Origin of the sequence: Paenibacillus sp. NPDC058174 (assembly GCF_042883865.1) — a bacterium.
Classification (GTDB): Bacteria; Bacillota; Bacilli; order Paenibacillales; family Paenibacillaceae; genus Pristimantibacillus.
Window position 1 is genome coordinate 2,174,727 of record NZ_JBHVUY010000001.1, and the last position, 26,880, is coordinate 2,201,606.

The following is a 26,880-nucleotide window of genomic DNA, read 5'->3' on the forward strand; positions in this document are numbered from 1 at the left end:
ACGTACCACCACCTTTCGGTTATTCTCCAGCCGCATATTCAAAAGCGATGGTCAACACGAACGAGCAGCCTGCCCTATTCGTCTTGACCACCGCCGTCGTCATAAATCTGTTATGAATGAGGCCGAAGTACTATTCGTTCCATAGCTTAACCCGAGCTTGAACGAGTTTCGTATAACCTTCCTCCATCTCTTTAACGCCTGCCTTATCAATTTCCTTCATATAGCTATCCCACAATGCGTCGAATTTCGCAGGGTCGGCAAGAATTGCCTCTGGAATGCGTTTCCAAGTAATGTCCTTCAGCTTCTCGGCAATGACATTCACTTGGGAATTAGCCGGAACAGAAATATTCCATGCTGCGCCCCAAGGCTTAACCGGGAACTCGTCCTCTTTCGGAAACAGGTCTTTCCACGTCGAAATACCGTAGCCTTGGAACACTTCTTTCTCAATATCGTTATAACCGGCTACGATCTGCTCTGGGAAGTTCGTTGTAATATAGTTGCCCGTCGAATCCTTCACGCCGTCGCCGTAATGAGGCGACATTGTCGTGTAGAATCCGATACCCGATTCCTTCGAGAAATTGATAGCATCGTTGATCTTTCTGTCATTGACGTCGGCCGGAACCTTACGAATACCGTCTTCTACAACATAATGTTTGCCTTCAATGCCCCAGTTCGTCAGCACCTGCCCTTCTTCCGATGCAAGGAAGTCCAGGAACTTGATCGCCCGTACCGGATCTTTGCACGTCTTGGAGATCGCAATGCCGTAACCGGCCAAATAACCGGTCGACTGGAACGAATGGTCCTTATATTCTTCCGACAGCGTAACTGGATAGTGGCCGTATGCATGATCTAATTTCCCGTCCGCCTTCAAGCTTCTTTCTCCGTCTCCATACTCCCAATCCTGGTCAATCAAGCCGAGTACGCGGCCAGATGCAATCTTCGCAATATATTGATCATACTTTTGAACGAACGACTCGGGATCGAGTAAGCCGATATCGTGCATATGGTTAAGCCAACGGAAATACTCTTTCTCTTCCGGACGTTTGAAGTGATAGGTTGCTTCGTACGTCTTCGGATCAATATAGTACTCTCCGTCATCCGGAGCCCCCGTCGTATAGAATGCAGGGTTCGTCACCGAAATCTGGATTCTCCAGTCGTCTGCGAGCAGCGACAAGCCAATGTTCTTTTCACCTCTATCATTCGTTGGATTTTTCTCCAAGTATGATTTAAGTGCATTCTCATAATCCTGCACCGTTCTGATCTTCGGATAGCCCAGCTCTTTGACCACGCGGTGCTGCAGCTCGAAGCCTCCCGATGCTATGAATTGCTGGTGATCAACGCCTGCATATGTCGGCAGGACGTAGATGCTCGAATCGGTATCGCTGTATCGAAGACGTTTCATATACTTGCCGTACAGCTTCTTGATGTTAGGCGCATGCTGCTCAATCAGATCGGTGAGGTCTAGCAAGGCATTCGCTTCGACAAGCTTGTTGACATCGTTCTTGGCGCTAATCAGATCCGGATATTTGCCGCTTACGGCGATCAGGGAGACCTTCTGGGCAGGATCTCCGACGGCGAATTCCGCATTGAGCGTGACGCCTGTCTTCTCGGTAATGGCCTTGCCGATCTCATCTTGCATCTTCATCCAGTTCGGATTCGGATCCGACGCGTAATAGCTGAATGTGACCGGATCTTGATTCCCATCGGCTGCTGTCCCTTCACCATTGGATGGTTTATTCGATGGCTTTCCGGCATTTTCTGTCGAGTTGCCGCCGCTGCATGCGAACAACGTAGTCGCCATGCACATGATGAGTAACGCCGTTAATAATTGTTTCGTTTTTCCCCTTTTCAACTGTTCCGCCTCCCAATATGTGGTTGGTTCGTATTGTATAACAGGCAAGCCTGTTGATACCGAAGGTCACGATTAGCTTTTGACTGCTCCCAAGGTCATCCCTTTGACAAAATAACGTTGTAGAAACGGATAGATGACGAGGATCGGCAGCGTGACCACAATCGTAATGGCCATCTTGATCGATTCCGGTGACACTTTGTTCATGACCTGCGTTATGCTTTGATCGCGGATGCTGTTCTCGCCGACCTGCGTGCTTTGCAGCACCCTCATCAGCTCATATTGCAGAGTTGTCAGATGACTCGCCGTGCTATTGAATAGAAAGGTATCGAACCAGGAATTCCACTGCCCTACTGCTACGAATAGCGCAACAGTTGCCAATACAGGCTTGCAGAGCGGAAGAATAACCTTCCTGTAGATCGTGAAGTCGCTGGCACCATCAAGCTTGGCCGATTCTTGAAGCGCAATCGGCAAACCATCGATGAAGGAGCGGATGAGGAACACGTTGAATGCGCTGACCATGCCGGGAAGGACGTACACCCAGAAGGTATTCATCATGCCCAGACTTTTGATGAGTACGAATCCAGGAATCAATCCGCCGGAAATGTACATCGTCAGAATGACCGCGGTAGACACAAACTTTCTCGCTTGAAAGTCGCGACGGCTTAGAACGAACGCCAGCATGGACGAGCTCAATAACCCGAGTATCGTACCAACAGCCGTTCTCAGAACCGATATCTGAAAGCCCGTCATTAAGCCATGAAAGGAAAAGATCGTTTCGTAATTGGCCCATGTAAACTTTCGGGGCCAAATATAGATGCCGCCCTTAACAGAGTCCATGGAATCGTTCAACGATATGGCCAGAACGTTCAGAAAGGGGTATAGCGTAACGACGAACACTACAATCATAATGAGGTAATTGCCGATATCGAATAACTTGTCGGATGCGGATGCTTTCATAAGTTGGCCTTGATTCCTCCTTACATAATGCTTTCTTTGGAGATTCGCTTGAAAATGGTATTGGCCGTGAAGAGCAGGGCAACCGCAACGACCGAGTTAAATATATTGATCGCCGTACCGAACGAATACCGTCCGAGTTGCAGACCGTAATTCAAGGCGTACAGATCAAGAGTCTCCGCTTTATCCGCAACCATCGGATTGCTCAAGAGGAATTGCTTTTCAAAGCCGATATTAATGAGATTACCGATTGACATAATCATCAGAATAATGATGGTGCTGCGGATTCCTGGAAGCGTAATATGCCACATCTGGCGAATTCGCGAAGCTCCGTCCACCTTTGCGGCCTCATACTGCTCCTGATCGATAGAAGTCATCGCCGCCAAATAAATGATCGTATTCCAGCCGGTTTCCTTCCACAAGTCGGATCCGGTTACGATTCCCCAGAACCAGCTCGACTTGGCCATGAACTGAACCGGCTCTTGAATAAAGCCCAAATTAACGAGTATCGTATTCAAGCCGCCATCAAGAGAGAGCATCTTGCTCACGATTCCGGCTACTACAACCCAAGATACGAAATGAGGCAGATACGAAACGGTTTGAACGACTCGCTTAAATATTGGAGCTCGCAGTTCATTCAGCAGCAGAGCGAAGATGATCGGAATGGAAAATCCTGCAATTAGACCCATGCAGCTCATCGCAAGCGTATTCTTAAGAGCTGCGAAAAACCGTTCGTCATGAAACAGCTCCCGAAAATGATCGAATCCGACCCACTGCTGATCCCAGAACGATAATCCGGGCCGGTACTGCTGAAGAGCCATCGTCCAGCCCCAGATCGGCAAATAGTTGAATACCAAGATCCAGAGAACAAACGGAATCGACATAAGGTACAAATATTTTTGGCTTAGAAACGTTCTCCAGAATCGACCGCCCGGCTTGGACTGTTTTATGAGCTGCTGTTCGACTGATACATTTGTCATGCGGACCTCCTTGATGACTGTTAATGAATTTCTCTTTTACCTAAATCAGCTTGAAATCCCCGGTACTCCAATTCTCTACCAATATGTCTAGCCTTATTGTAAGACAGAGTCTTAGGTTGCCTCTAACTGTCCTGTGACCTGCATGAACACAATTGTGACTAAGAAATTTGTCGTGAACAGGGACGGATCGGCACAAAAAGCCCCCAGTTCAAGGAACATGACGTCCTTACTGGGGGCTGTTACGGCACAACGGAATCAATCCTGGAACGTTTTACGGTATTCCTGTGGGCTAACGCCAGTTATTTTCTTAAACATCTTGGCAAAGTGAGAGAAATGCGTGTAGCCAACCGCATCCGCAACCGTGCTCACTAGTTCGTTTGTTTGCGACAACAGCAGCTTCGCCTTATCCATTCGCAGCTTCAGAATATAGTCAGTTAAAGAGACTCCGGTTTCTTTCTTGTACAAGCGGGACAAATATGCCGGATTCAAAAAAACACTGGATGCGATCTCTTCCCGGGTCAGCTCTTCATGCAAATGCTCCTTGATATAGGTTCTTACTCGCGCCACAACTTCGTGAACGGAATCATGCCTTACAGAAAAGAAATTCGCTCCGGCATCAAGCACCTTAAATGCCCAAGGCCGCAGCTGAGCGGCCGTTCGAATCGTCATTTCTTGCCCGGCTATCGCTTGACCTGCCAAGATGTCTTGGACGCTGACCGATTTGCGTCGGGCAACTTGATATAGCATGCCGATGATGCCGTAATAAAGAGATTCAATCCATTCGGGATGAGTGCCAGAGTGCTGCATGCTTTTCATATATTGATCCAGGCGGCTGAACAACTCTTCGGTTTTTCCGCTTTCCAGGAGCATTGCCCATTCGTCGAGAGGCGCCTCCGGCTGCAAGGCAGGATGCTCAGTATGGACTGTCTCAGCAGCGAATGAACGCGTATCAATGACCTGGTTAATACGGATGGTGTTCTTCGTTTCATACCGAAGCAGATTTCGCACTGATTCGCTAAGCTGATAGACTGGAACCGATAACCCCACATAACAAGACAGCTTGCAATGGAAGTACCGGTCATTCTCCACGATATAATCTTCACATTTGCGAAGCAGCGCTTCATATTGAAGCGGTTGATCGTCGGACTCGTACACCAGGACGAGATTAACGCCGCTGCGTTCCTGAATGACTGCCCCTTTGAAAGAGCCAAGAATAATTTCTGACGCCGCATTACGAATCGCGTATTCCATAATTTCCTCATCACGCGTGCTGAGATCTTCCTTCCACTGCTCGATACTAATCAGAACCGGCAATACTTTGCCCTTCTCATTAAGGGGAATATCATACAGCTCATAGCCTCTGGTCAATCTCTCGGCATCAGTTGGCCATCTCCCTGCAAGAACATCGATCCAAAAGCACTCGACTAGAATCGGCAGCTGATTTCTCCAGTTATTGTAATTTATTTGGTAAATCTCATGGAACTGAGCATGCTCGTTCTCCTGGCTTACTTTCTCGAATGCCCTAAGCACCATCTCCTTAAGCACCGAATAATCGACCGGCTTCAACAAATAGCCGAAGCAGCTGTGATGGATCGCCTGCTGGGCATAAGAAAACTTGGCATGGGCCGAGATAAAAATCGTCTCCGTTGACGGCGAATGCTGCTGGACCCATTCCAGCAATCGGATCCCGTCCTCGTCGGGCATCTCAATATCCGATATGAGCACATCAATCGATTTGGATCGAATAAGCCGCTTCGCTTCTTCTGCATCCGTCGCCTCATAAATGTTCTGGATGGGGGTATCCGACCAATCTATCCCCTGTGTAATCCCTTTTACCGCATAGATTTCATCATCGACGACGAGCATATTCCAATTCATGCAGAATCCTCCCCAATGCCTTGCTGCAGGATAGGCAACGAAATGACTACCTCCGTACCCCCGCCATACGCATGTGCAAAAATAACGTTCGCTTGCTCCCCAAATCGCATCTGCAGCCGATGTCTGACATTCCAAATACCGATATGCTTGCTGAAGGAATCATGCTGCTGCAGCTGATTCAATTTTTGCAAAAGCTGGTCGTCCATTCCGACCCCGTTATCGGTAATCGTCATGATTAGAATCCGGTCATCATTCTCTTGCCGGATGCTGCCCGATATATGAATCGTGAACTTCTTCTTTTTTTTCGTAATGCCATGAATGATCGAGTTTTCTACAAACGGCTGCAGCGTTAACGGAGGGATCCGAATGAATTTAACGGCCTCCTCCAGCGATACGTCATAATCGAGATGGTCCGGGAAACGGATCGATTGGATGTTCAAGTAATTCGTAATGTGCTGGATTTCCTCTTCAATCGAGACATCGCTCTGGTTCAGAATCGTGAAGCGGAAATAGTCCGCCAGATACAGAGACATCTTCTGCACGGAAAGAAAGTCCTTAATCCCTGCTAAACTATGGATAATGTTAAGTGTATTGAGATAGAAATGAGGATTGATCTGCATCTGCAGCCGTTTGAATTCGACTTGCTGGACGCGTAACTGCTCCTCATATACATCGATTTTCAGCCGTTCGATCTGCGAAGACATATGGTTAAACACGCTGCTGATAAAGGCGAATTCTCTGGATTTTCCAGGCTTGATCCGTACATCCGCCTGTCCTGTCGCGATTCGGTTCATCCCGTTGATTAGCCCGCTCATCGGCCTAAAAAACACGCGCTGCATGAACACCAAATAAAAGACGAGAAGCGCCGCTGTAGCAATAGGGATAATAATCATCGCCCGTTGGAAGAACGGCAAATAGGCCAATATTTCTTTCTCCGGCACCATAACGTTGAACGAAAGGTCGGACATCTCCGAGCGCTGGCGAAGCAGTAAGAATTTCTCATCGGTATCTGAATCGCTGACCATAAGATAGGGCTTGTCCGTTACTTCCCCCTCCGCCTCCGCAATCATTCTGATCTGACTTCCGGTTACACGCATATGGGAGATCACGTTTGATCCGTTCATCATGAACCCTTTGCCAATCTCGTCTTTCCAGAAAGCCATCTCTCTATTATTCTCGTTAATCTGTATGAGCGCCCCGACATAAGTGCTGTCATAGGCTTGTATCAATTGAATCATCGCATACCCGGACCCGGACGGAATAACTCGCCACATGGGGGAAGGCGATTCCTTCATCCTGCTGATAACCGAAGGAACCTCGCGCTGAAGAGTGTCTGTCGTTTCTTTGTAATTCCCTTGCGTGGACAAAATTAAATTGCCGTTCCCGCTGTTATAAATGAACATACTGTCGGCGATATTGTACAGTCCGATATACAAGGACAATTGATTAAATATTCGCTGCTTCGTTAAGTTATAATCGTCGCTTCCATCCAAGTAAGCGCCTAATAGCATGACATCCTGATCTTGCGTTGCAATCCTGTACAAATAAATGAGCGTCTGCTTCAATGTATTATCGATCTGATTAATCTCGCTTCTTAACAGGTTCGCATTGGACCTCGATACCTGGTCACGGACAACATTCATAGCGTAATAGTTGTTGTAGAATAAGAAGAATACTAGCGGAAGAAGAACAACAATAAAACCGAATACAAATTTATAACGAACGGACCGCGAAGCTTTCATGATCAACCACCCTGTTGAATTTAGATTATTCTAGAATATTACGGCGCTATTCGATCATCTATCATTTTGATGACGAATGTAAACACTATTGTTACTGATTTAAGCGGTGTTTGAGCAATGTGAGATTGAGGTAGTGGTCATATATCGTTAACGCCCACGATAATGAAGGGTTTGTCATGTTTCATCGTCGCTTATTTATCGGAGATAATAAGTCCTCTAGGGACTGATTGTTGATTGCCTTCGTAAATTGGTTTGTAGCAATAAACACCACGTAAAAAGCCCATGCTTCTAAGAGCATGAGCTTCTCACTTTGTTAATTCATAATCGTTATTGGCTCAGAGGCAGCAATAATCCTCCAACAAGCCACAATGCATTGGTCTGCACACAATATCAAGAACAGTCCTGTATAGGGCATCCTGCCCAAGCAACTTATCTTAAAATAAAAAAAACGGCAAAGTCTGCCGTTTTGGTGTACGGTGTTGGTGGATTCCAGGGTGATCACCCCCTGACTCCATTACTGCCAGCCATGCGCTCTCCCGCTATTCATTAGAAAACTTTTTCAAAATGAACTCGTTGATAAAAGGCTCCATCCCCGGCTGATCCTCGTGGATCCATTGTTCTTTAAAGACCTGACACTTCATCGCTTGATAGAAATCGAGCAATGCTTGCTTTAATGTCATATTGTGCAGCATCAGAAGTTTCGGATCGAGCAATTCTCTAAATACGACGTCTAATTGAATAAGCAAGACTCTGGAGTTCAGCCGATGAAAAACACCGAGCTCCATGCCGCTGTCATAATAAGACATCAGCTTATGCCGGCAACGCTCCAATCCTTCTGTAAGCGTTGCCGCTAATTCGGGATAAGTATTGTTCAAATCTTCAAGAAGAACATCGCTTAAATAATAAGCCAGCTTCATCGATATTTTAAAAGTAATGTTGAAGGTTTCTCCATAGAGCATCATATCCCGATGAGTAGGTTCCGATTGTGCCGTTAATTTTGATGGCACTTCCGCCAGCAACAGTTGATCGATGTAGGTAACGCTCTGAAGAACCAACGATTCAATAATTTCATCCTTGGAAGAAAAATATTTGTACATCGTTGCTTTGCTTATGTCCATATATTTAGCGGCATCATCCATTTTCAATGAATTGAAGCCGTTTTTTTGAATATAAGGTAATATTTTAATAATAAATTTCAATTTATTTGTCTGCTTCTTGGCTTCTGCTTCATCTAAACCTTCGCAATCCATCATATAATCCCGCCTCCTGCCTATGTAAACAAGTATAGCGTAAATCAAAAATAAGTACACCGTTTAAACCAATTAAACTAATTTTACGTTTTTAGTTTACATCGTTCGATCACTGTGCTAAATTACTCTTATGAAATTCATACAAATAAGGAGAGATCACCATGTCTACAAATTCCGAGTCGCTTGGCTCTGAACAGCCCTTGTCCATGCGAGCGTTAGTTGCCCCGTTGATCGCTTTAATTATCGGAATGTTCATGGTTATTCTGGACACGACGGCCGTCAATGTCGCCATTCCTGAGCTTGCAAAAGACTTCAATAGCTCCTTAAGTCTCATTCAATGGACAGTTACCGGATATGCGCTCGCACAAGCGGCGGTTATTCCGCTTGCTGGCTGGATGTCGGACCGATTTGGCGCTAAACGCATATTCATTATTTCAATCATTTTGTTTACGCTTGGTTCCATCTTATGCGCATTTGCCGGCTCAGCTGAGCAGCTCATCTTTTTCCGAATTTTGCAGGGCCTTGGCGGCGGCATGGTAATGCCGATTGCCTTTTCTATGACGTATCGCTTCAGCCCTCCCGATAAAGTCGGCCGCATTATGGGCATGATGGGTATCCCTGTTCTGCTTGCACCGGCTCTTGGGCCGATTGTTTCTGGTTATTTGATCGACTATGTCAATTGGCAATGGATATTCCTGATTAATGTTCCGATTGGCATCATTGGCGTAATCATGTGCATGACGGCGCTCCCGAACTTGGCAAAGAAAGCTTCAGCTCCGCTCGATTTACTAGGTATGGCGCTAGCACCGCTTGCATTTGGCGGTCTTTCTTACGGCATTAGCGAAGGAGGCACAAGCTGGCATTCTGCGAAAACAATCATCGGTCTTTCCGTCGGCGCCGCCGCATTAATCTTGTTTGTCATTGTTGAGCTGACCCGTAAAAGTGAACCTTTGCTTGAATTGAGAGTTTTCCGTTCTTCCCAATTCACACGAGGGATTGTGCTGCAATGGGCATTGCAATTCACAATGTTTGGAATTGTGTTTGCCGTACCGTATTTTATGCAGCAATTAATGGGAATGAGCGCTCTAAAAGCCGGTTTATGGACACTGCCTCACGCGATTGCAGCAGGAATCGCGATGCCAATTGGCGGCCGTCTGTACGACCGGGTTGGCGCAAGGCCTCTCGTCTTTACCGGATTGCTGTTTGCGGGAATCGGAGCTTTTCTGCTCTCCTTCATCGACCCGAGCAATAGCCCTTGGACGTTCCTCGCTCCTCGAGCCATGATCGGCTTAGGAATGGGCATGTCGTTCCTCGCTTTGAACACCCATCTGATTCAAAACGCGCCAAGAGAGCTTGTCGGCCGGGTTACATCGCTAACCAGTGCGGCTCAACAGGTTATTACTTCTTTTGCGGTCGCTGGGCTTACGACCTTCATTGTGAGCCGCACCACTCATTATGTAAGCCAAGGCGAAACCGTAATGACTGATGCTATGACACATGCTTATCATAATGCTTATGTTTTGCTTGCGGCGCTTGCAGCAGTCAGCCTGCTGTTGGCCGCAACGCTAAAGAGAACCACTGCCGATCGTGCAGAAACTCCAGTTGGAGTTGCTGAGATGTGATTGCTTAAATTAAATATAAAAAAATCGCCACTCTCACTAAATTAGAGAATGGCGATTTTTTTAAAACTGGGATTCTCTCGATATCCTGAGACTCCACAAACAAAAAACACCCCTGAATCGGCGTGTAGAGTTTAAGTTTGGTGGATCCTAGGGGGATCTCTCCCCGACCGCATCGCTGCCGTGGAGAGATGCGGTTTGTAAGTAAGGGAAATGCGGGAGAAAGCCTTGTGGGACAAGGCTTTTCTAATTTTGATGGTTCTACGTTCGAGTGCACCGCAGCGCTAGAAAATGAAAAAGTGTGACCAAGAAGCGCTTCTTCCAATGTAACATAAGTTCTTTGAAGTGTGTTTTTTGAAAAGGAAACATTTGATTTCTATGAAAGCCGGATGGTTCATTACTCCAAATATTCACTTCTAGTATTTAATACTTATTTTAATCTCGTGTAGCTAACTTTTGTTATTACTATTTAGTATAAAAAACTAAGGATATAATCAATCTAATTATTTCAGGTTCCACAATGAACTTCTCTCGTACTATTTATAGATCATTCCTGATCAAATCATAGTAATCTGGACATACTTTCTCCAATTTGAGACTCGTTTATCTAATGAGCCTACTAGCTTTTCAAAATGAGCTTTAGATGTCATTAAGTGAAGCAGTGGTTGACTAAATTCATTCATAATCACTTCGGCTTTGAGCTTCTCTGCGACACAATGGTCAATTGTTCTCCAATTGTCAATGTGTCCTTCACCCGACATAAAACGATCCCAAATCTGTAATTCATCACACAATACAGCCAGATACAGCAATGGATCCTGTTCAAGTGAATACGTGACATTCGGCAAATTATGATAAGCTACTGCCTTACAGGCAGAAATAACATGTTTATTTAAAATACTCGGGTAATAATGAAAACTTGCATTAAGTTCAGCGTTCAATTGAGGATAGTTTATTTCTGAATGTTTGCTTAGCCAGTACCAAATTGAAGTATATTTTAATAGCATTAAACCACTTGCAATCCCGTGATCGACAACTGGTGTGCCATCGTATCCACTATTAGCCATATCATAAGCAAAACTCTGCAAACCTGGTCCTAATACTTCTCCTAATTCCATAGCCAGCAATCCTGTCTGATGCCCAGGAAGGAGGTCAGAGAGCCACGGAATATGATCCAATGAGGCTATTAATTGTGAAGACGTCAGATTCGAAGCATGTTCCTTCAAATCGTAGGTTGTTATAAAATTATTCCATGCTTGATTTAATTCCGACTTTCCATTATCTGATAACTCCTCAGTATATGAACTTAAATATTTAATGGAGAGCATATCATCAAATATTTTCCAAGAACCAGCATTAGCTCCACTATCAAAGTCGTAAAACAAGTATCCTACGTCGTGAAGTAGAGATGCAAACGTCCACTGAAAAAGAAATAACTTAACGGGCTTCGAACTATTAATACTAACATCTAAAGCAGTTCTAATTTCAGTGACGTTATCGTACACCCAAACACCGAGCAAATACAAGTACAACGTATGAGCCGTATGATCTGTTTGTTTTTTGTATGAAATCATGCGCTTAATCTCAAGCGTTGCTACTTCAGAACGTAAAGGAATCATATCTGCAAAGTCAGTCAACGACAAAATTCGTTCACTCAAATATTCTGCTTTTTGAATCCGGTCGATATCTGAACGGCATGCAAAGAAGCCTGACAAGAGTGTTGAAAAACCTGGAATCCTCCCTCTTAAGTAGCCAGCAGCACCACCACCACTCTCAAAATGTTGCAATAAAAGGTTATGAATGTTTGAACTAGTCATCATATTTTAAAATTCTCCTCTATCTCTGTTTAACCTGCTTGATAGCAGGAGGTTCTATATTTGGGGAATAGTGGATTGGTTGAATTTGTACAGGCTCACCTGATGAGCGCATGAATTCAAAGTGTGTAAACCGCTCACCGTAAAAACTGAATTTCCTCCGGAAAAGATTTGCTACATCCGGATTGGCGGTAGTAAAAAATATCTGCCTTCCAGATAACGACAAATCACGAAGCAGATCTAGCAAGTTCATAAGATGAAGATCATCCATATTAGCTACAGGCTCATCCATCATAAGAACTCTTGGTGCTCTAGGTGCTGCCAAGTGAATCGCAAACATAACGGAAAGAGCTAAAGAAGCTCGTTGTCCTGATGACATCTGGTATGCCTTTACTGGCTTTTCATCCCACTTCCGACGAAGTGATAATCCACTCTCACCCAATTCCAATTGATCAAATTCTCTTGGGGTATGAAGTACATTGAAGAACCGTTCGATTAATGAGATATTTCGCACAATAAAACCTTCTGTGTAATCCCTCAATGGTTTGAGCTTCCCAAGTGCTGTACATGCTTCCGTACACTTTTTCAATTGATTCTCAATTGTTAAAAGTGTATTTACTTTTTCATCCAGCTCAGCTTGTAGCCGAGCCTGATCTTTCAAACGCTCTTGATTTTTAACTAACAATTCTATATAAACCTGCACCTTTTGAAGCTGAGTGGACCAAGCGAGTAAGTTGACATCACTTCCAAGGTCAAAATCGTCAAGAAGCAATTTTACATTCTCAAAAATCTTCGTAATATACAGGATCTTTTGTTCGAAGTGTTCAATAGAAGCTTCCACAGAATCAAAGGACTGCTGCTTAATTAATTCGATTAGAGCGTGGCGCTGCTCTTCAAGTTTTGCTTTAGTTTTCCTAGCTTGAGATAATTGATGAAATAGTGACCCTTCCCTTTCCATTAGAAACTCCTCGAAGGAATTACGGTGATCATTTACTTTGAATTCTTTATACAAAGTATTCTCTTGGCGGAAATGTTCTCCTTGAAGAATATAATGACGACTCATCCCAAAATCATCGAATACTCGTATTTGTCCCTGAACTTGGGAAAGTTCAATAATGAATTCACTTTTTGTAGCAATAAACATTCGAAATTCATTCAACTTTTCAATTAAAGGAATATCGAGATTTCTATTTCTAAAGAAATGACTTAATGAGAGTTCAGTATATGCTTTATTGATGAGCGTTATATTTCGCATGTTTTTTTCATGAAGTAAATGTTGTTCGCTCGCCTCTTTGATTTCATTTTCTAATAAACGAATTTTCTCATATAGTTCTGCCAGTTGTTCTCCATTATCACTAGTGATTGTTTTCGCTAGTAAAAGAGCATCAACAAGGGCCTGATGGGAACCATAGTCCTGTGCACATAGGGGACAAAAAGTAGAATTTTCATGATTTAATAAGAATTCTTCACCAGTTGTATGAATACGCGAGAGCATAGCCTCAATTTTCCCCGCAAGTCGTTCGGTAGTGAAAAGCTGCTCCTTGAGGTTTGAAAGAGCAACTTCTTTCTCTTTAATTCTTATTAATAGAGCAGTGTGATCTTCAGGTGATAATATCGCTATATCATTTTCTGTTAAATTATTCAAAAAATAGTGTTTGGAATTTAATTGATCGATCCATTCTACTATCTTGGAAATTTCTTCTTCTCGCATATCTAAGTTTTTTCTTACTTCAACTTGATCAGGCTGTTCGATGGTTTTCTTAATTTTTTCCCATTGTTCTTGGACTTGTTTAATATTATCGTAAGCCAGATTGGTGTTTATGAGTTGTGTTTCGTTTTGATGTAATTGTTGATCGAATGCTGTTTTTTCGGCTTCCCATTTTGCTATAGCGGATTCCATATTTCTTTTTTTCTGCAAAAACTCATTTAAATTTTCTTGAAGTTCTTTATGTTGCATTTCTATTTGATTTAATGATAGTATATCTACGTTTAATCGATAGTTCCCAATTTGTTCCCTATGAGCTTCTACAGATTGAAAAAGAAAAGAGAGGCGTAAAAGGTAATCACTTGTTGATTCATTGGCGGCACGATTTTTCCTTGGCGATTTCAAGAATACATCATTGAGGTGACGGTCTAATTGATCAAGTTGCACATCGTCATTCTGGCTACTGTTGCTAAGATCTTGCCTCAATGCTTCCAATTGTGCAAAAATTTTTTTTTGCTGTTTAGCCAAGTCATCCGATCTTGTAACAAATTCTTGAAGATACCTTGTCCAATTTTTTTGTGCTTCGATTACATCATTACCAAAAACTAAACGACTAAGATTATCGGAATAATCAAATTTCCCCTTTTCAACTTGACTGCTCTCATTTAATGCGAACCTGTAGGCTGCTTCGGAGTCAAAAAAGTTATACCGATGATAAAGACTGTTTAATTCAGAAGATTGTCTACCGGCAGGTAATCCATACCACTTTTGAGCCAACATTTTATAAAAAGAATTGGGTTTCCCTGGCTGAAAGTGTATTGTATTGCTTGAATCAGTAATACAACTTACTCTAAGCGACTCAAATGAATCAATTATATCATCACCGAATTCTGAACACCTGTTAATTTCGTTTGTTAAGGCTAATTCAATGGCTTCCATAACAGATGTTTTTCCTGATCCATTTGGTCCGTGTAGTAGATTAACCTGTGATGGATAGAGTGGTTCTAAAGAATCAAAACAATGTGCTCGAAAACCATTGAGTGACACTACACCAATCTGCCCAATTACTTCGTCATATTCTAAATCCTGACGAGTCCTGCGAGGTGATATAATATTATTAGGGGCAAGAATAACATGTCCATCTAGGTAATTCTGTACATTCCGTTGGGCAAATGTTTCTGTTAAGCAACCCGTCAATTCAGCTTTTATTAATTCATCTTGCCACTCTTGCATAGGATCTATATAAACGTTTTCTTCATTAGATGAACTCTTCAGCCATGATTTATCTAGCCATTGAAGTGCATCTTTTGCAGTCATTACAAACTTTCTTGCATAATCAGCATTATTTTCAATCATTTGCAGGATGCCCGTATCACTAAACTGATCGTAGGATTCGACAATGATAATCAAATAAAGATTCCAGCGAAGGTCACTCTTATGGCTAAAAAATTGTTCTGACAATAGCTTCGCTTGAAAGTCATGAAAATACTTCATATCCGTATCTGAAATCAATTTCTTTAGAGCAGAATTAGAAACTTCAACAAAAATGTACTCTGAAATAACATCTCCTTTAACGAAATCTTCTTTTCTCTTCATCTTATATACTTTAAACAAATCCAATTGGAATGTAAAAAGCTCGTGTTCAATGTCAGTCCCATACCCTAACTGCTCTACTAAATCCCCAAGACGCATAGTAATCTCCCCAATATATACTATTCTTTTATAGAACTTATAGCCCTGGTAAGTGTTGCCTTATCTATTCTTGTTTGACTTAAATCATAATAAATATATTCATCCAATTCATCAGGTCGATAATAAACAATAAGTCTACTATGAAAATAAGAATGTAACTGTTGAGTAATCTCATGAATTTGTTTCTCAACATCAAAGGAATTAGTATAGGCTGAAATGATGCAAATTATGGAGTTAAAAGGATTTAATCTGTCAAGTGGAATATCTTTTGGATACACATTCCCAGACATATTAGTTGTTTCTGCAGATTCCGGATCTATGTACAATCGATGATTATTTTCTAGCTCCTTAAACTCTTGCGGGAGTCGCTGCCTTTGAAGCAAAGTTACTAATCGTTTGTATTGACTGGCTTTGCTCCTCCTTTTCAAGTCTGCTTCCAAATCGGAACCAAACATCATTCGTGTGACTAACTCATCATCTTCGGTCCTCAGTTCACCTGTTAAAAAGTGACCAAAACACAGCCCAAAAAAGGCATCACAATCGTGTGGGTCAGCGTATAGGGGAAAATCATAGTCTTCACCAAAACTGTTAACCAAATCTTGAATTGAATATGATGGACTGCATGTTGCAGATATCCATTGATCTATAGATTCATCGAAACTATAGCAGGATTGAGTTATTGGTTCATTGTGTGCAGTTAGCGTATGGGAGACTCCTATTTGAAAACCCTTATTAATATCAAACCATTTACAATGCTCCTCTCTATGGCTATACCAAATTTCTGTATGCCTATGTAATGCATAAAAAGTACCTTTATCTAGATTTCTAACTCTTAGATCTTTTTTTGCAACAGTTCCGTCATTCGACTTTTTGTAAAAAGCCGACCACGGCTTATTAAAATAGATCTCATCAATTGAAGTTTCAGCAGACCAATTTAATGTTATAAGCCTGATGTCCCTACCTGCATTTTGTTCGAAAAGTCCATTTCTAAATGCCCTAAAACCCGGATGCCGTGGATCAGGATTCAACTGGGCGTGAAAAATAGTTAACTGTTTTCCCTGTGTCTCATCTAATAATCGTTGTAGATTAATACTTAGTGCATCCGAACATATTAAGGAGAGAAAGCGATTCTGATCATCCTTGCATCCTGAAAGGTCAAATATATAGATAATTTCCCCCGTACATAAACCAGGCACCTCGTAGTCATTCCATTTTTCTGACATAGGAACTGTTTTGAATTGAGGAAGAATACATAGAGTTTCATCATCCACTAAAAACAGATAAACAAGTACATCAACAAAATTTCGATTTGAAAGTCTAGTGTATGCATCCCGTCTGACTACAGTACGACCAGTACTTTCCCATTCATTCATCTTTTCAGCGAATTGATATAAAGAATAGCCTTCCATACTTAAGCACCACAAAGCACCTTTCCCAGGCCACAGAGTAGGTTCATGAACAATTTTATTTAACATCTCATCTGGAAACGAGTATTCGGGAGTAAGTACAACGTCAGCTCGTGTTTCTTTGGCCAATTTTATAAAAGACTCGGCCTTCTGTAGATGAACAGCAGAATCTGAATAAACACCACGATGTATATCTGCAAAAGGCTTACCTTTGCATTGCCATTGAAGTACTTGCACTGGAGTCGTATCAGAAAGACAAACTTGAAGACCAGAATGATCTGGAATGAGGCTTGAAACGTTAATAAATTCGGTCATGTCACACCCCTGGCTGATCTATAGAATCTAACAACATTTTACATGACCTGATGTTTCCTGTAAATTACATTTGTCCTAATATGAAGCTTTTTGTCTATAAAGTGAACGTAAAGTTATTTCTAGTGATTCCAGTAAATCCATTCTGTCTAGATAACTATAAATTTCTTCAAGGTACAAGAAGATTACATGATGTTGAAGTCTTACATAACGTATAAACCCTGCCTCTGTCTTCCCTCTATAATATACCATCCATTTATTTTGACTTTCTATAATGATTCCATTAATTAAGGCAGTACCTACTTGCCATAAGTCATTCCTATCCATTTCAATAATGACGGATTTGGTTTTTAACTTTAACATTGTAAGTTACCTCCTACAACATTCATACAGTTCTCTTATCATGTATACTTTTAACTCAGTAGGGTTTAGAATCATTAGTTAAAATTTTGAATGCCCGATAACATACGTTTGTTTTTAAAGTGATTACCAATTTCTCTGAGATTGAAAGAATTTAAAATTACTAACATAAAATATAAACCCCAAAGTGGTAAAAGAATTCTTGGTCATTCTGATATTAGAGTGACCTTAGATAACTATTCCCATGTTTTACTATCTGCTCATAAAGAGACCGCTACGCAAATATGGTGAACAGCTTTTCGAATAATTCAAACAACTCTAATCATTGAATAGTGGTTAAAACAAAAAGTTATATCAGTAACAGAGATTTCGTATGTTCATCAATCCCCATTAATTACTCGAAGTGTAGCCAAACTACCATAAAAAATGCTCAGTGTGAACCAAACGTGTGACCACGAACAGTTGCGAGCATTATTTCAAAATGCAAAAAAAGCCTTCAAACACTCGGAAATCCTTGTGTTTAAAGGCTTTTTTCTTTATGGAGCCTAGGGGGATCGAACCCCTGACCTCATCGCTGCCAGCGATGCGCTCTCCCAGCTGAGCTAAGGCCCCATATTTTACTATTAAAGGAATTGAATTGTGTAACCGCTTATCTTCAAACTAAAGCAACGACAAGATTTATATTAGCACGCTGCCATTATCGAAGTCAATAGTGCTGGAAAACTTCCCCTTGAGGGTTATCTGCTCGAATATCATTGACTCTTACGTTGCTAATCTCCACTTTGACGGTGTGTTTCTAATTTCAAAATCCAACAAGATTATGTAAGGGTTATTCGATTCAGTCTATTCTTTATCTCATCAAATAACCGACTAATTTTCCTTATTGCGAAATTTATTTCCGCCCTTATGAACTTTTAATCCTTATCCTCGATTTAAACGACTTTTCCCAAAAAAATAAAGAAATTAGTTACTCAACAGAGAAAAAAGTTACTTTAGCGCATCAGTTCAAACGTAAGTTGTAGTCACGCACATATGCATCTGATCATCAGCATAATCTCCATCGAGTAAGATCACCTCTTCAAAGGTGTACATGAGACCCCTCATTATCTCCTACAATGAACCGCCCTCTCTTACCCGCTAACATTAGCTTCCCACCCGCACACAACAAAAATAAGCAGCATGCGCATCACAAGCTGCTTATTCTCAATCCATTTCAAATCCGCTTACTCATTGCCTTCCCCTAACTCTTCCCGCTCTTCGCTAACCCCACCGGCTCACGCAATCAAGCAAGAACGAGCCAACTTCTACCCCTGCCCATTCCCATTCAACGGGTGCTTGGACAGCAGGCTGTTCAATTCCTTCATGAACATGTCAATGTCCTTGAACTGGCGGTATACGGACGCGAAGCGGACGTAGGCGACTTCATCGACCGGATAGAGCTGGCCCATCACGATCTCGCCGATATCACGGCTTTCCACTTCGGCCAGCGCCGTAGTGCGGAGCTCCTTCTCTACTTCGGAGACGATAACCTCCAGGTTCTCAACCGATACCGGGCGCTTCTCGCAGGCACGGATCAATCCGCGCAAAATCTTGTCGCGGCTGAATTCTTCGCGACTGCCGTCCTTCTTGATTACGATCAGCGGCGTCTCCTCGATCATCTCGAACGTCGTGAACCGGCGGCTGCACCGCTCGCACTCGCGTCTGCGGCGGATCGACTTGTTCTCGTTGGCTGGACGCGAGTCAAGAACCTTCGTGCCGGAGTTGTCGCAATAAGGGCATTTCATATCCATCACTTCCTTCTGGTCTAATTTTCCATACGTTTCCTGTAATGAAGTTTGAAATTTCGCACATAATACTTTTACCAACCGCAAGGAGGTGACAAACAATGAGCAACAGCAACCAACTAGTTGTACCACAAGCATCCGCAGCGCTTGACCAACTGAAATATGAGGTCGCTCAAGAGCTGGGTATCGCGTTTCCGCAAGACGGATACGGCGGTAACCTGCTGACTAAAGATGCTGGCTACATCGGCGGCAACATCACTCGTCGTCTGGTGCAAATCGCCGAGCAATCCCTTGCCGGTAAATAATGATTTCATCAGTCATGTATAACTAGAGGCTTTGGCTTGTCCCGTCCTGAAGCGGCGCGGATACGCCAAAGCTTCTTCTATTTGCGAAGGGAATAATCGGCTACATATCGGGATAAAGGTCTTTGTATTTATTATAGTAATAAATAACTTTTTGTACATAGTGCCGGGTTTCGCCAAAAGGAATAAGGTTTACCGTCTCCTCACGGCCGTCCCAGCGCCCGGAATCGAGCCATTTGCGCACGTTACCGGGTCCCGCGTTATAGGCGGCGATTGCCGCGATTTTGTTTTGCCCGAATTGCTTGTGCAGCGACTGCAAATACCAGGTTCCAATTTCAATACTCACATCCGGACGATGCTGCAAAATATCCGGCGTCACCTTCTCGAAGCCGGCTTTTTCAACGATCCAATCTGCCGTATCCGGCATAATCTGCATCAAGCCCAGTGCGCCTTTAGAAGATACTTTGCCATTGGAGAAATTAGTCTCCGCCCGGATAATAGCAGCAACCAGATGGGGATCAACCTTATAATTAGATGCGCTGGCCCGGATATCCTCCCGGAATTGTACCGGATACATCCATCTGGCCATCCAATCCGAATTGAGAAATAGCATACCGATAAAGCCAATGAGCAGGACGAGAAACACCCTTTTTTTCAGCAGCCATCTCATAGCAGGCCCTGGCTTTTCCAGAAAAGACTGATTTGGCGGCTTGTCTCCTCCAGCGTTCCGCTGTTGTCGATGACCCACTCCGCTCGCCGCTTCTTCTCTTCAATGTCCATTTGGAGCTTGACCCTGTGCTGCGCCTCGTCCGCATCAATAGCGTTGCGGAGCATAAGACGCTCCAGCTGCAGCTTCTCCGGTACGTATGCGACCATAATGCCATCGTATAACGAGGCTTGTCCGGTTTCGTACAAGAGCGGGATATCCGCTACGACTAGCTTTTGCGGAAAATCAATTTCGTATTGCTGAATCCGCTGTTGCATTCTGGTACGAATAGCGGGATGGAGAATCCCCTCCAGCTGCGCCAGCTTATCCTTATTATTGAATACGATCGCACCCAGCGCCTTACGGTCCAGCGTGCCATCTTCCTTATGTATAACGGCTTGTCCGAACTTAGAGGCGACCGCCTCCAAAGCCGGTTCACCGGGCATAACAACCTCTCTCGCCACCTGATCCGCATCGACCAGCAGCGCACCGCGCTCCACAAGCATGGAGGCAACGGTGCTTTTGCCAGTAGCGATACCGCCGGTTAAACCGATCTTCATAAGCCTTCACCCCGTTCTTATAACAGCTTCGTAATGCCAATCAAGATGAGCAAAATGCCGGGAAGCACCGACAGCGCCCGCATTCCCTTCCAATTGGAGAACCGGAAGCCGAAGCGTATTCCCGTTAACAGAAACAACGCGCTCGCCGCTGCAATGACAACTGCCGTCCACAGGGCCGGAAGACCAATCATCGCAGCTCCGATGCCCGCGCCAAATGCGTCGAGCGACAAGGCAAATCCGAGCATAAGCGCTTCCGATGCGGATATCGTCCCCGACTTGTCAACGTCGGCAGCTTGCGGCGTGCGTAAAATTTGAATGACCAGACCGATGCGTTTCAACTCTACAATGACTACAAGTACAGGATTGGCAGGCTCTGCGGGTACAGAGGCATCTGCTCCCACTACACCTGTATGATCCTTAGCCGCTTCGTCAGATTCTTCCTTCCGGTTGCGGCGCAGTTGCAGCAGCGCCCAGATTCCGATGACCATCAGTATGATAGCACCCGTAAGCTTTGCTGCAATTGGAGGCAAGTAGCCGGTAATCCAAGAGCCTACCTGCATCGACAGCCAAATAATCAATCCTGAGCATAATGCGATAATAAGGACAGAAAACAACGGAATCCGGATTCTCCGCAATCCGTACGTAATGCCTACGCCAAAGCCGTCTACACTTACAGCGAAAGCAAGCACCAGCAAAGATACAATATGCGCGAACATCTCGCATCACTCCCCGCATATCGAACGTCTGTGTTAGTCAGCATGAATACTGCATTCAGCGCTGAAATATAGACATTCGCCTATTGTCATGTAACAACAGCATATGCAGGCGATGAGTGACGGTGCATCGTACAACCCGTTATTTGCTTTGACGGACTTTCGGAAGCGGCTGGCAGTGCTTGCAAATATGCGTACCTCTGCCGCCTACGACAAACTTCTCGATTGGACGGCCGCAAGCTGAGCAGGCTTCATCCTTCCGGCCGTACACCAGCAGCTGTTGCTGGAACATCCCCATCTCACCCTGTCCATTCACATAGGACTTTATGGAGGAGCCCCCCGCGTCCACTGCTCTGGACAACGTGCTGACGATTGATTCATGCAGCTTCTTCCACTCTGCAGGCTTCAATTCATTCGCAGATCGTTCCGGATGAATACCGGCGCTGAACAACGCTTCATCTACATAAATATTGCCAAGACCAACGATATATTCTTGATTAAGGAGCAGCGGCTTGATTTTCGTCGAGCGCTTGTCGAGTTTGGAGCGGAACGCATCCAATGTAAAGTCCGGATTATCCAGCGGCTCCAGTCCTAATTTCTTAAGCGGCTGCAGCTCCAGATCCTTACCGGCCTCGAACAGATGCATCGTGCCGAACTGCCTGACATCCTTATATCTCAAATCCGTTCCGTCGTCGAAATGGAACAGAACATGCGTATGAAGCTCAATAGGCTCTTCACTTGGAAAAACGCCGTATCGGCCTTCCATCCGCAAATGCGATACCAATACCAGCCCGTCCAAAATAATGCGTAAAAACTTGCCCCGGCGCTCCACCGTCTGAATCGTGTGCCCCTCGAGGGCAGCAGCGAATTGCTCCGGCTCATCCGGGCGCTGTATAATTCTCGGCAGTCTAACCGTTACGGATTGAATCCGCTTTCCGGCGACCAGCTCGATTAATGTTCGTTTAACTGTCTCTACCTCTGGCAATTCAGGCATATCTATTCACCTCAATCCCATTATACCTGATTTCACCCGCAGCGGGACAGGAAGGCTATACCAACCGTACATCCTTCCTGTATATAACCATAAATGACATCATCTAAATCATAAAACACCCAATTGATTCAGCAGCTAATGCTTTGCTTGGACGAACATTTCGACCTTACATAGCTATTTACTTGGCCTCATACCAGTTCACACCGTAATTGACATCTGCCTTGAGCGGCACGTCCAGCTTAAGCGCTCCTGCCATAACGGTCGGCACAAGCTCCTTCATGAGCTCCAGCTCGTCCTCCGGCACTTCGAATACCAATTCGTCATGTACTTGAAGCAGCATGCGGCTTTGGAGCTTGCGTTCACGCAGCGTCTCGTCCATACGAACCATTGCCAGCTTAATAATATCTGCTGCCGTTCCTTGGATCGGCGTATTCATAGCTGTCCGTTCAGCGAAGGATCGGATGTTGAAATTCGACGCCTTAATATCCGGCAAATAACGTCTGCGTTCAAGAAGCGTCGTCACATAGCCGTCTTGACGGGCTTGGGCAACAATGTCATCCATATATTTGCGCACGCCTTGGAATACCTCGAAGTATTGCGCGATGAACGCTCCCGCTTCCTTCCGCGTAATATTCAGGTTTTGCGAAAGGCCGAAGTCGCTAATGCCGTACACGATACCGAAATTAACCGCTTTGGCGGAGCGCCGCATATTGGAATCAACTTGATCAGCCGTCACGCCAAACACGTCCATCGCAGTCTTCGTATGAATGTCCATATCGTGGATAAAAGCTTCCTTCAGCCGCTCATCGCCTGAAATATGCGCAAGAACGCGCAGCTCGATTTGCGAGTAGTCGGCTGCGAGAATGTACCAGCCTGGCTCGGATGGCACGAACGCCTTCCTGATTTTGCGCCCCTCTTCCAGACGGATCGGGATGTTCTGCAAGTTCGGGAATTGGCTGCTCAGACGGCCGGTAGCGGCAATCGTCTGACGGTAATACGTATGAATCTTGCCAGTCTCCTGGCGAATCTCCTTAAGCAGTCCTTCCACGTAAGTCGATTGCAGCTTTGCAAGCGAGCGGTAATGCAAAATAAGCGGCACGATCTCATGATAGGGCTCCAGCCGCTCCAGCACTTCAGCGTCGGTGGAATAACCCGTCTTCGTCTTTTTCATCACCGGCAAGCCCAGCTTTTCGAACAAAACATCACCAAGCTGCTTCGTTGAGTTGATATTGAACTCCATGCCCGCATGGCGATAAATATTGCTCATAATTTGGGACAGATTACGTTCCAGTTCACTGCCCAGACGTTCTAGCTCAGCAGATTCCACTTGAATACCCTGCTGCTCCATCGCCGCAAGCACGCGGGACAACGGCTGCTCCAGCTCATAGTAGAGCTTGCCCATGCCGCTTTTCTCCAGATCGCCCTGCTGATGCTTCGCAATCCGCTGCACCGCAGCGGCCTTAACCGCCAAATGACGGTTCAGCGTCTCAGCATCCGGCACTCTGAACTTGGCGCCTTTGCCGTACACCGCTTCATCAGCCGCTATGGCCGTAAGGCCGTAACGCTGGCTCATGCCGCTGAGCGTAAGGCTCGCATCCGTCGGATCGAGCAAATAAGCAGCAAGCTGGACGTCAAAGACAGCTCCGTTAAAGACGACGCCAGTCCAGCCCAAAGCCAGCTCCACCTTATGTGTATCGAAGCCGTATTTCGGCTTGTCCCCGTCTGCAAGCCACTTCCGCAGCGGCTCTGCGAAAGGCAGCTTTACCGTATCGGCCGAAATGACGTAGACCTGCTCGCCGACCGCAATAGCCAACCCGATTACTGCGGCATGATGCGGATTGTCTCCGATCGCTTCCACATATAAGCCGTGGCTGATTGCATCTGCCTCCACTCCAGCTTCGCCGCCTGCTGCCCTTTTCGCCGGCTCTTCTCTATTCAAGTCATCCAGCAAGGCATTCAGCGTATCCGCGTCATCTTCTCCCGCAATGACTGCAACCTTCAGCTCCGCTGCCGCTTCGGCCGCTTCCTGCTCGCTGCCGCCGCTTCCTGCGCTTCCGAGATCAAGCCGTTCGATAAGCGATTTGAACTCCAGCTTGCGGAACGCTTCCGCCAAAGCCGCATCCTCATAACCGGCATAGCGGATCTCATCCGCGCCCTTGTCGAGCGGTACCTCGCGATAAATCGTCGCCAGCTTCTTGCTCATAATGGCGCTCTCTTTATGCTCCTCGACCTTCTCTTTCATTTTCCCCTTCAAGCTTTCGGTATGAGCCAGTACTTCTTCTACGGAACCGAACTCATGCAGCAGCTTCAGAGCGGTCTTCTCGCCAACACCCGGAATGCCCGGGATATTGTCAGACGCGTCGCCCATCAGACCTTTCAAGTCAATAATTTGCAGCGGCTTGAGACCGTAGCGCTCCTGAATGGCAGCCGGTGAATAAGGCTCCACCTCGCTGATGCCTTTTCGCGTAATCGCAACTGTAACATGCTCGGATGCCAGCTGCAGCATATCTTTATCTCCAGTAATGACTAACGTCTCCACCTTGGATTCATCCGCCATCTTCGTCAACGTACCGATAATATCGTCCGCTTCATAGCCGGACAGCTCATATTGGGCAATACCAAAGGCGCTCAGCAGATCTTTCAGGACAGGAAACTGTTCAGAAAGCTCCGTAGGCGTTTTTTCGCGGCCGCCTTTATATTCCGTGTAACCCTCATGGCGAAAAGTCGCCTTGCCGGCATCAAAAGCGACCAGAACATGCGTCGGCTTCTCGTCTGCAAGCAGCTTTAGAAGCATCGTTGTAAAGCCGAATACGGCATTCGTATGCAAGCCTGCTGAATTGGTTAATGGCGGCATTGCAAAAAACGCCCGATATATGATGCTATTGCCGTCTATCAACATCCACTTGTCCATTCCGACACCTCACCTATTGATTCTACTACTCCTTATCATACCATAAGCGGAGCCTGCTTGCTCTGCCGCAAAGCCTTCTGCGACAGCAAAAAAAGCCCCCGAAACGGCAAATATCCGTTCGGGGGATCGAAATCACATTTTCAGCTTAGCAATCATTACTGGATGCCGCCCGGACGCCCGAGCAAATAGCCCTGCGCATAATGAACACCAAGCTTCTTCACCGCAGCGAGTTCCTCTTCCCGCTCAATGCCCTCGGCGATGATCGATACGTCCAGCTTGTAGGCCAACTGCACTAACGTATGCAAAATATGCAGCTTCACATCGTCCTCGTCGATCCGGTCAATTATGGAACGATCTACTTTAATGTAGTCGGGACGGAGCTCGACAATGGACTGAAGGGATGAGTATCCTGCACCGACATCATCAATTGCAATTTGAAAGCCTTGATTGCGATAATGCTCTAGCGCTTTCTTCATCGCTCCAAAATCATCTATCGATGTCCGCTCCGTAATCTCAAACACGACATTATGCGGAGACAATCCCCTCCGCTCCAGCATGCTCAAGGTACGTCCCGGCGTAAAATGCGGATCATTAATAATCTGCGCCTGCACATTAATGAACAGCCGCTGTTCAGGCTTTAGCGAGCCGATACCGTCAAGCGCCTTGCGCCGGGCCAGCCTGTCGAGGCGGTATGCCAAGCCTTCTTGCTCCGCGAAAGCAAACAGCTGCTGCGGACCGGCAAACCATTCCTGCTTGGTGAACCGCGCCAAAGCTTCGTAGCCGAACAGCGACCGCCCCTCCGATTGAAGTGACATAATCGGCTGATAGACGGACATGATGGCATGCTCGGCGATGAGCTGCTCCAAGGCACGCAGCTTCATGCTTCTAACCAGCGAGCCGTCCCGCTGGCCATGCACCATCGCGCGCTTCATCGCTTCATATATCCGATCTGCGTTCCCCTCTTGCTCAGTTAAGTCCAGAAGATTATCTTCTATGATGGAGACACCTGCCAGCAGCCGGGCCTCTGGTAACTCCTCCATTTCCCGGAACCTCGATTCCCACTCCGCCTGCCGCTTGATCGCCTGCTCCAGCAGCCAGCCCTCCAGCTTGCTTCGCCCTCCAGACGGCAGACGAAGCAGCAGGAACAGATCATTATGTATCCAGTACTTCTCCTCCACTACTATCGCGGCTGCTTCCATTTCTGCGGCGATCGCTTCCTCCGCAAACACACTCCAGCCCGCGGGTGCAACCGAATGCCAGGATAGATAAATGACGCCCCGTCCTCCACGCCATTCCATAGGCGCTTGACGCACCCGATTACGCACTTGCATCCGATTTACTCTCAC

19 protein-coding genes and 1 tRNA gene are annotated in these 26,880 nt (G+C 45.3%); 2 read left to right on the forward strand and 18 right to left on the reverse strand.

Annotated elements, in window-relative coordinates:
- Window positions 1-130: 130 nt before the first annotated feature.
- The 6 genes from ACFVVF_RS09745 to ACFVVF_RS09770 all read right to left on the reverse strand — a co-directional run bounded on the left by ACFVVF_RS09745 (window position 131) and on the right by ACFVVF_RS09770 (window position 8,716).
- Window positions 131-1,801: an ABC transporter substrate-binding protein gene (locus tag ACFVVF_RS09745; RefSeq protein ID WP_387808975.1), complete on the reverse strand. Its 1,671-nt coding sequence runs from the start codon at window positions 1,799-1,801 to the stop codon at window positions 131-133.
- Between the two features lie 123 nt (window positions 1,802-1,924).
- Window positions 1,925-2,809 carry a carbohydrate ABC transporter permease gene (locus ACFVVF_RS09750; protein ID WP_387807735.1) on the reverse strand — a complete coding sequence of 295 codons (885 nt, stop codon included), beginning with the start codon at window positions 2,807-2,809 and terminating at the stop codon, window positions 1,925-1,927.
- 20 nt (window positions 2,810-2,829) lie between these two features.
- On the reverse strand, window positions 2,830-3,786 hold the full coding sequence (locus ACFVVF_RS09755; protein WP_387807738.1) for an ABC transporter permease: 957 nt from the start codon (window positions 3,784-3,786) through the stop codon (window positions 2,830-2,832).
- Between the two features lie 255 nt (window positions 3,787-4,041).
- The gene (locus ACFVVF_RS09760) at window positions 4,042-5,664 is read right to left on the reverse strand and encodes a response regulator (protein ID WP_387807741.1); all 1,623 of its coding nucleotides are present in this window, start codon (window positions 5,662-5,664) and stop codon (window positions 4,042-4,044) included.
- Complete coding sequence (locus ACFVVF_RS09765; RefSeq protein ID WP_387807744.1) at window positions 5,661-7,406, reverse strand: sensor histidine kinase; 1,746 nt, start codon at window positions 7,404-7,406, stop codon at window positions 5,661-5,663. The genes ACFVVF_RS09760 and ACFVVF_RS09765 overlap by 4 nt, the downstream gene beginning before the upstream one ends.
- Window positions 7,407-7,945: 539 nt before the next feature.
- Window positions 7,946-8,716 carry a TetR/AcrR family transcriptional regulator gene (locus tag ACFVVF_RS09770; RefSeq protein WP_387807747.1) on the reverse strand — a complete coding sequence of 257 codons (771 nt, stop codon included), beginning with the start codon at window positions 8,714-8,716 and terminating at the stop codon, window positions 7,946-7,948.
- Window positions 8,717-8,817: 101 nt separating this feature from the next.
- Between ACFVVF_RS09770 and ACFVVF_RS09775 the strand changes: the two genes are divergently transcribed.
- Window positions 8,818-10,278, forward strand: coding sequence for a DHA2 family efflux MFS transporter permease subunit (locus ACFVVF_RS09775; protein WP_387807750.1), 1,461 nt, complete (start codon window positions 8,818-8,820; stop codon window positions 10,276-10,278).
- A 554-nt stretch (window positions 10,279-10,832) separates the two neighbouring features.
- Here ACFVVF_RS09775 and ACFVVF_RS09780 read toward each other — a convergent pair.
- The 6 genes from ACFVVF_RS09780 to nrdR form a co-directional block, all read right to left on the reverse strand.
- Window positions 10,833-12,095, reverse strand: coding sequence for a hypothetical protein (locus ACFVVF_RS09780; RefSeq protein WP_387807753.1), 1,263 nt, complete (start codon window positions 12,093-12,095; stop codon window positions 10,833-10,835).
- A gap of 16 nt (window positions 12,096-12,111) precedes the next feature.
- Window positions 12,112-15,486, reverse strand: coding sequence for an ABC-three component system middle component 1 (locus ACFVVF_RS09785; RefSeq protein WP_387807756.1), 3,375 nt, complete (start codon window positions 15,484-15,486; stop codon window positions 12,112-12,114).
- Between the two features lie 20 nt (window positions 15,487-15,506).
- Window positions 15,507-17,207, reverse strand: coding sequence for a hypothetical protein (locus ACFVVF_RS09790; RefSeq protein ID WP_387807759.1), 1,701 nt, complete (start codon window positions 17,205-17,207; stop codon window positions 15,507-15,509).
- Between the two features lie 75 nt (window positions 17,208-17,282).
- Entirely contained in the window at window positions 17,283-17,567 is a 285-nt protein-coding gene (locus ACFVVF_RS09795) for a hypothetical protein (protein ID WP_387807762.1), read from the reverse strand.
- A gap of 536 nt (window positions 17,568-18,103) precedes the next feature.
- Window positions 18,104-18,176: transfer RNA gene (locus tag ACFVVF_RS09800), tRNA-Ala, on the reverse strand.
- Window positions 18,177-18,868: 692 nt separating this feature from the next.
- Entirely contained in the window at window positions 18,869-19,348 is a 480-nt protein-coding gene (gene nrdR / locus ACFVVF_RS09805) for a transcriptional regulator NrdR (protein WP_042163624.1), read from the reverse strand.
- 101 nt (window positions 19,349-19,449) lie between these two features.
- On the opposite strand from nrdR, the gene ACFVVF_RS09810 reads away from it, so the two are divergent.
- The gene (locus tag ACFVVF_RS09810) at window positions 19,450-19,653 is read left to right on the forward strand and encodes an alpha/beta-type small acid-soluble spore protein (protein ID WP_042163543.1); all 204 of its coding nucleotides are present in this window, start codon (window positions 19,450-19,452) and stop codon (window positions 19,651-19,653) included.
- Window positions 19,654-19,753: 100 nt separating this feature from the next.
- Here ACFVVF_RS09810 and ACFVVF_RS09815 read toward each other — a convergent pair whose 3' ends face one another.
- From ACFVVF_RS09815 to ACFVVF_RS09840, 6 genes are all read right to left on the reverse strand, one after another.
- Window positions 19,754-20,320 carry a lytic transglycosylase domain-containing protein gene (locus tag ACFVVF_RS09815; RefSeq protein WP_387808979.1) on the reverse strand — a complete coding sequence of 189 codons (567 nt, stop codon included), beginning with the start codon at window positions 20,318-20,320 and terminating at the stop codon, window positions 19,754-19,756.
- Complete coding sequence (gene coaE / locus ACFVVF_RS09820) at window positions 20,317-20,916, reverse strand: dephospho-CoA kinase (RefSeq protein WP_387807765.1); 600 nt, start codon at window positions 20,914-20,916, stop codon at window positions 20,317-20,319. Before coaE ends, ACFVVF_RS09815 begins: the two co-directional genes overlap by 4 nt.
- Window positions 20,917-20,933: 17 nt before the next feature.
- Window positions 20,934-21,632 (reverse strand): sporulation membrane protein YtaF, encoded by a 699-nt coding sequence (gene ytaF, locus ACFVVF_RS09825; protein ID WP_387807768.1) that lies wholly within the window; start codon window positions 21,630-21,632, stop codon window positions 20,934-20,936.
- Window positions 21,633-21,771: 139 nt separating this feature from the next.
- Window positions 21,772-22,623: a DNA-formamidopyrimidine glycosylase gene (mutM, locus tag ACFVVF_RS09830; protein WP_387807771.1), complete on the reverse strand. Its 852-nt coding sequence runs from the start codon at window positions 22,621-22,623 to the stop codon at window positions 21,772-21,774.
- A gap of 178 nt (window positions 22,624-22,801) precedes the next feature.
- A complete protein-coding gene (polA, locus tag ACFVVF_RS09835; RefSeq protein WP_387807773.1) occupies window positions 22,802-25,534 on the reverse strand; it encodes a DNA polymerase I in 2,733 nt (910 codons plus the stop codon).
- A 155-nt stretch (window positions 25,535-25,689) separates the two neighbouring features.
- Entirely contained in the window at window positions 25,690-26,865 is a 1,176-nt protein-coding gene (locus ACFVVF_RS09840) for an EAL domain-containing protein (RefSeq protein WP_387807776.1), read from the reverse strand.
- Between the last annotated feature and the right edge of the window lie 15 nt (window positions 26,866-26,880).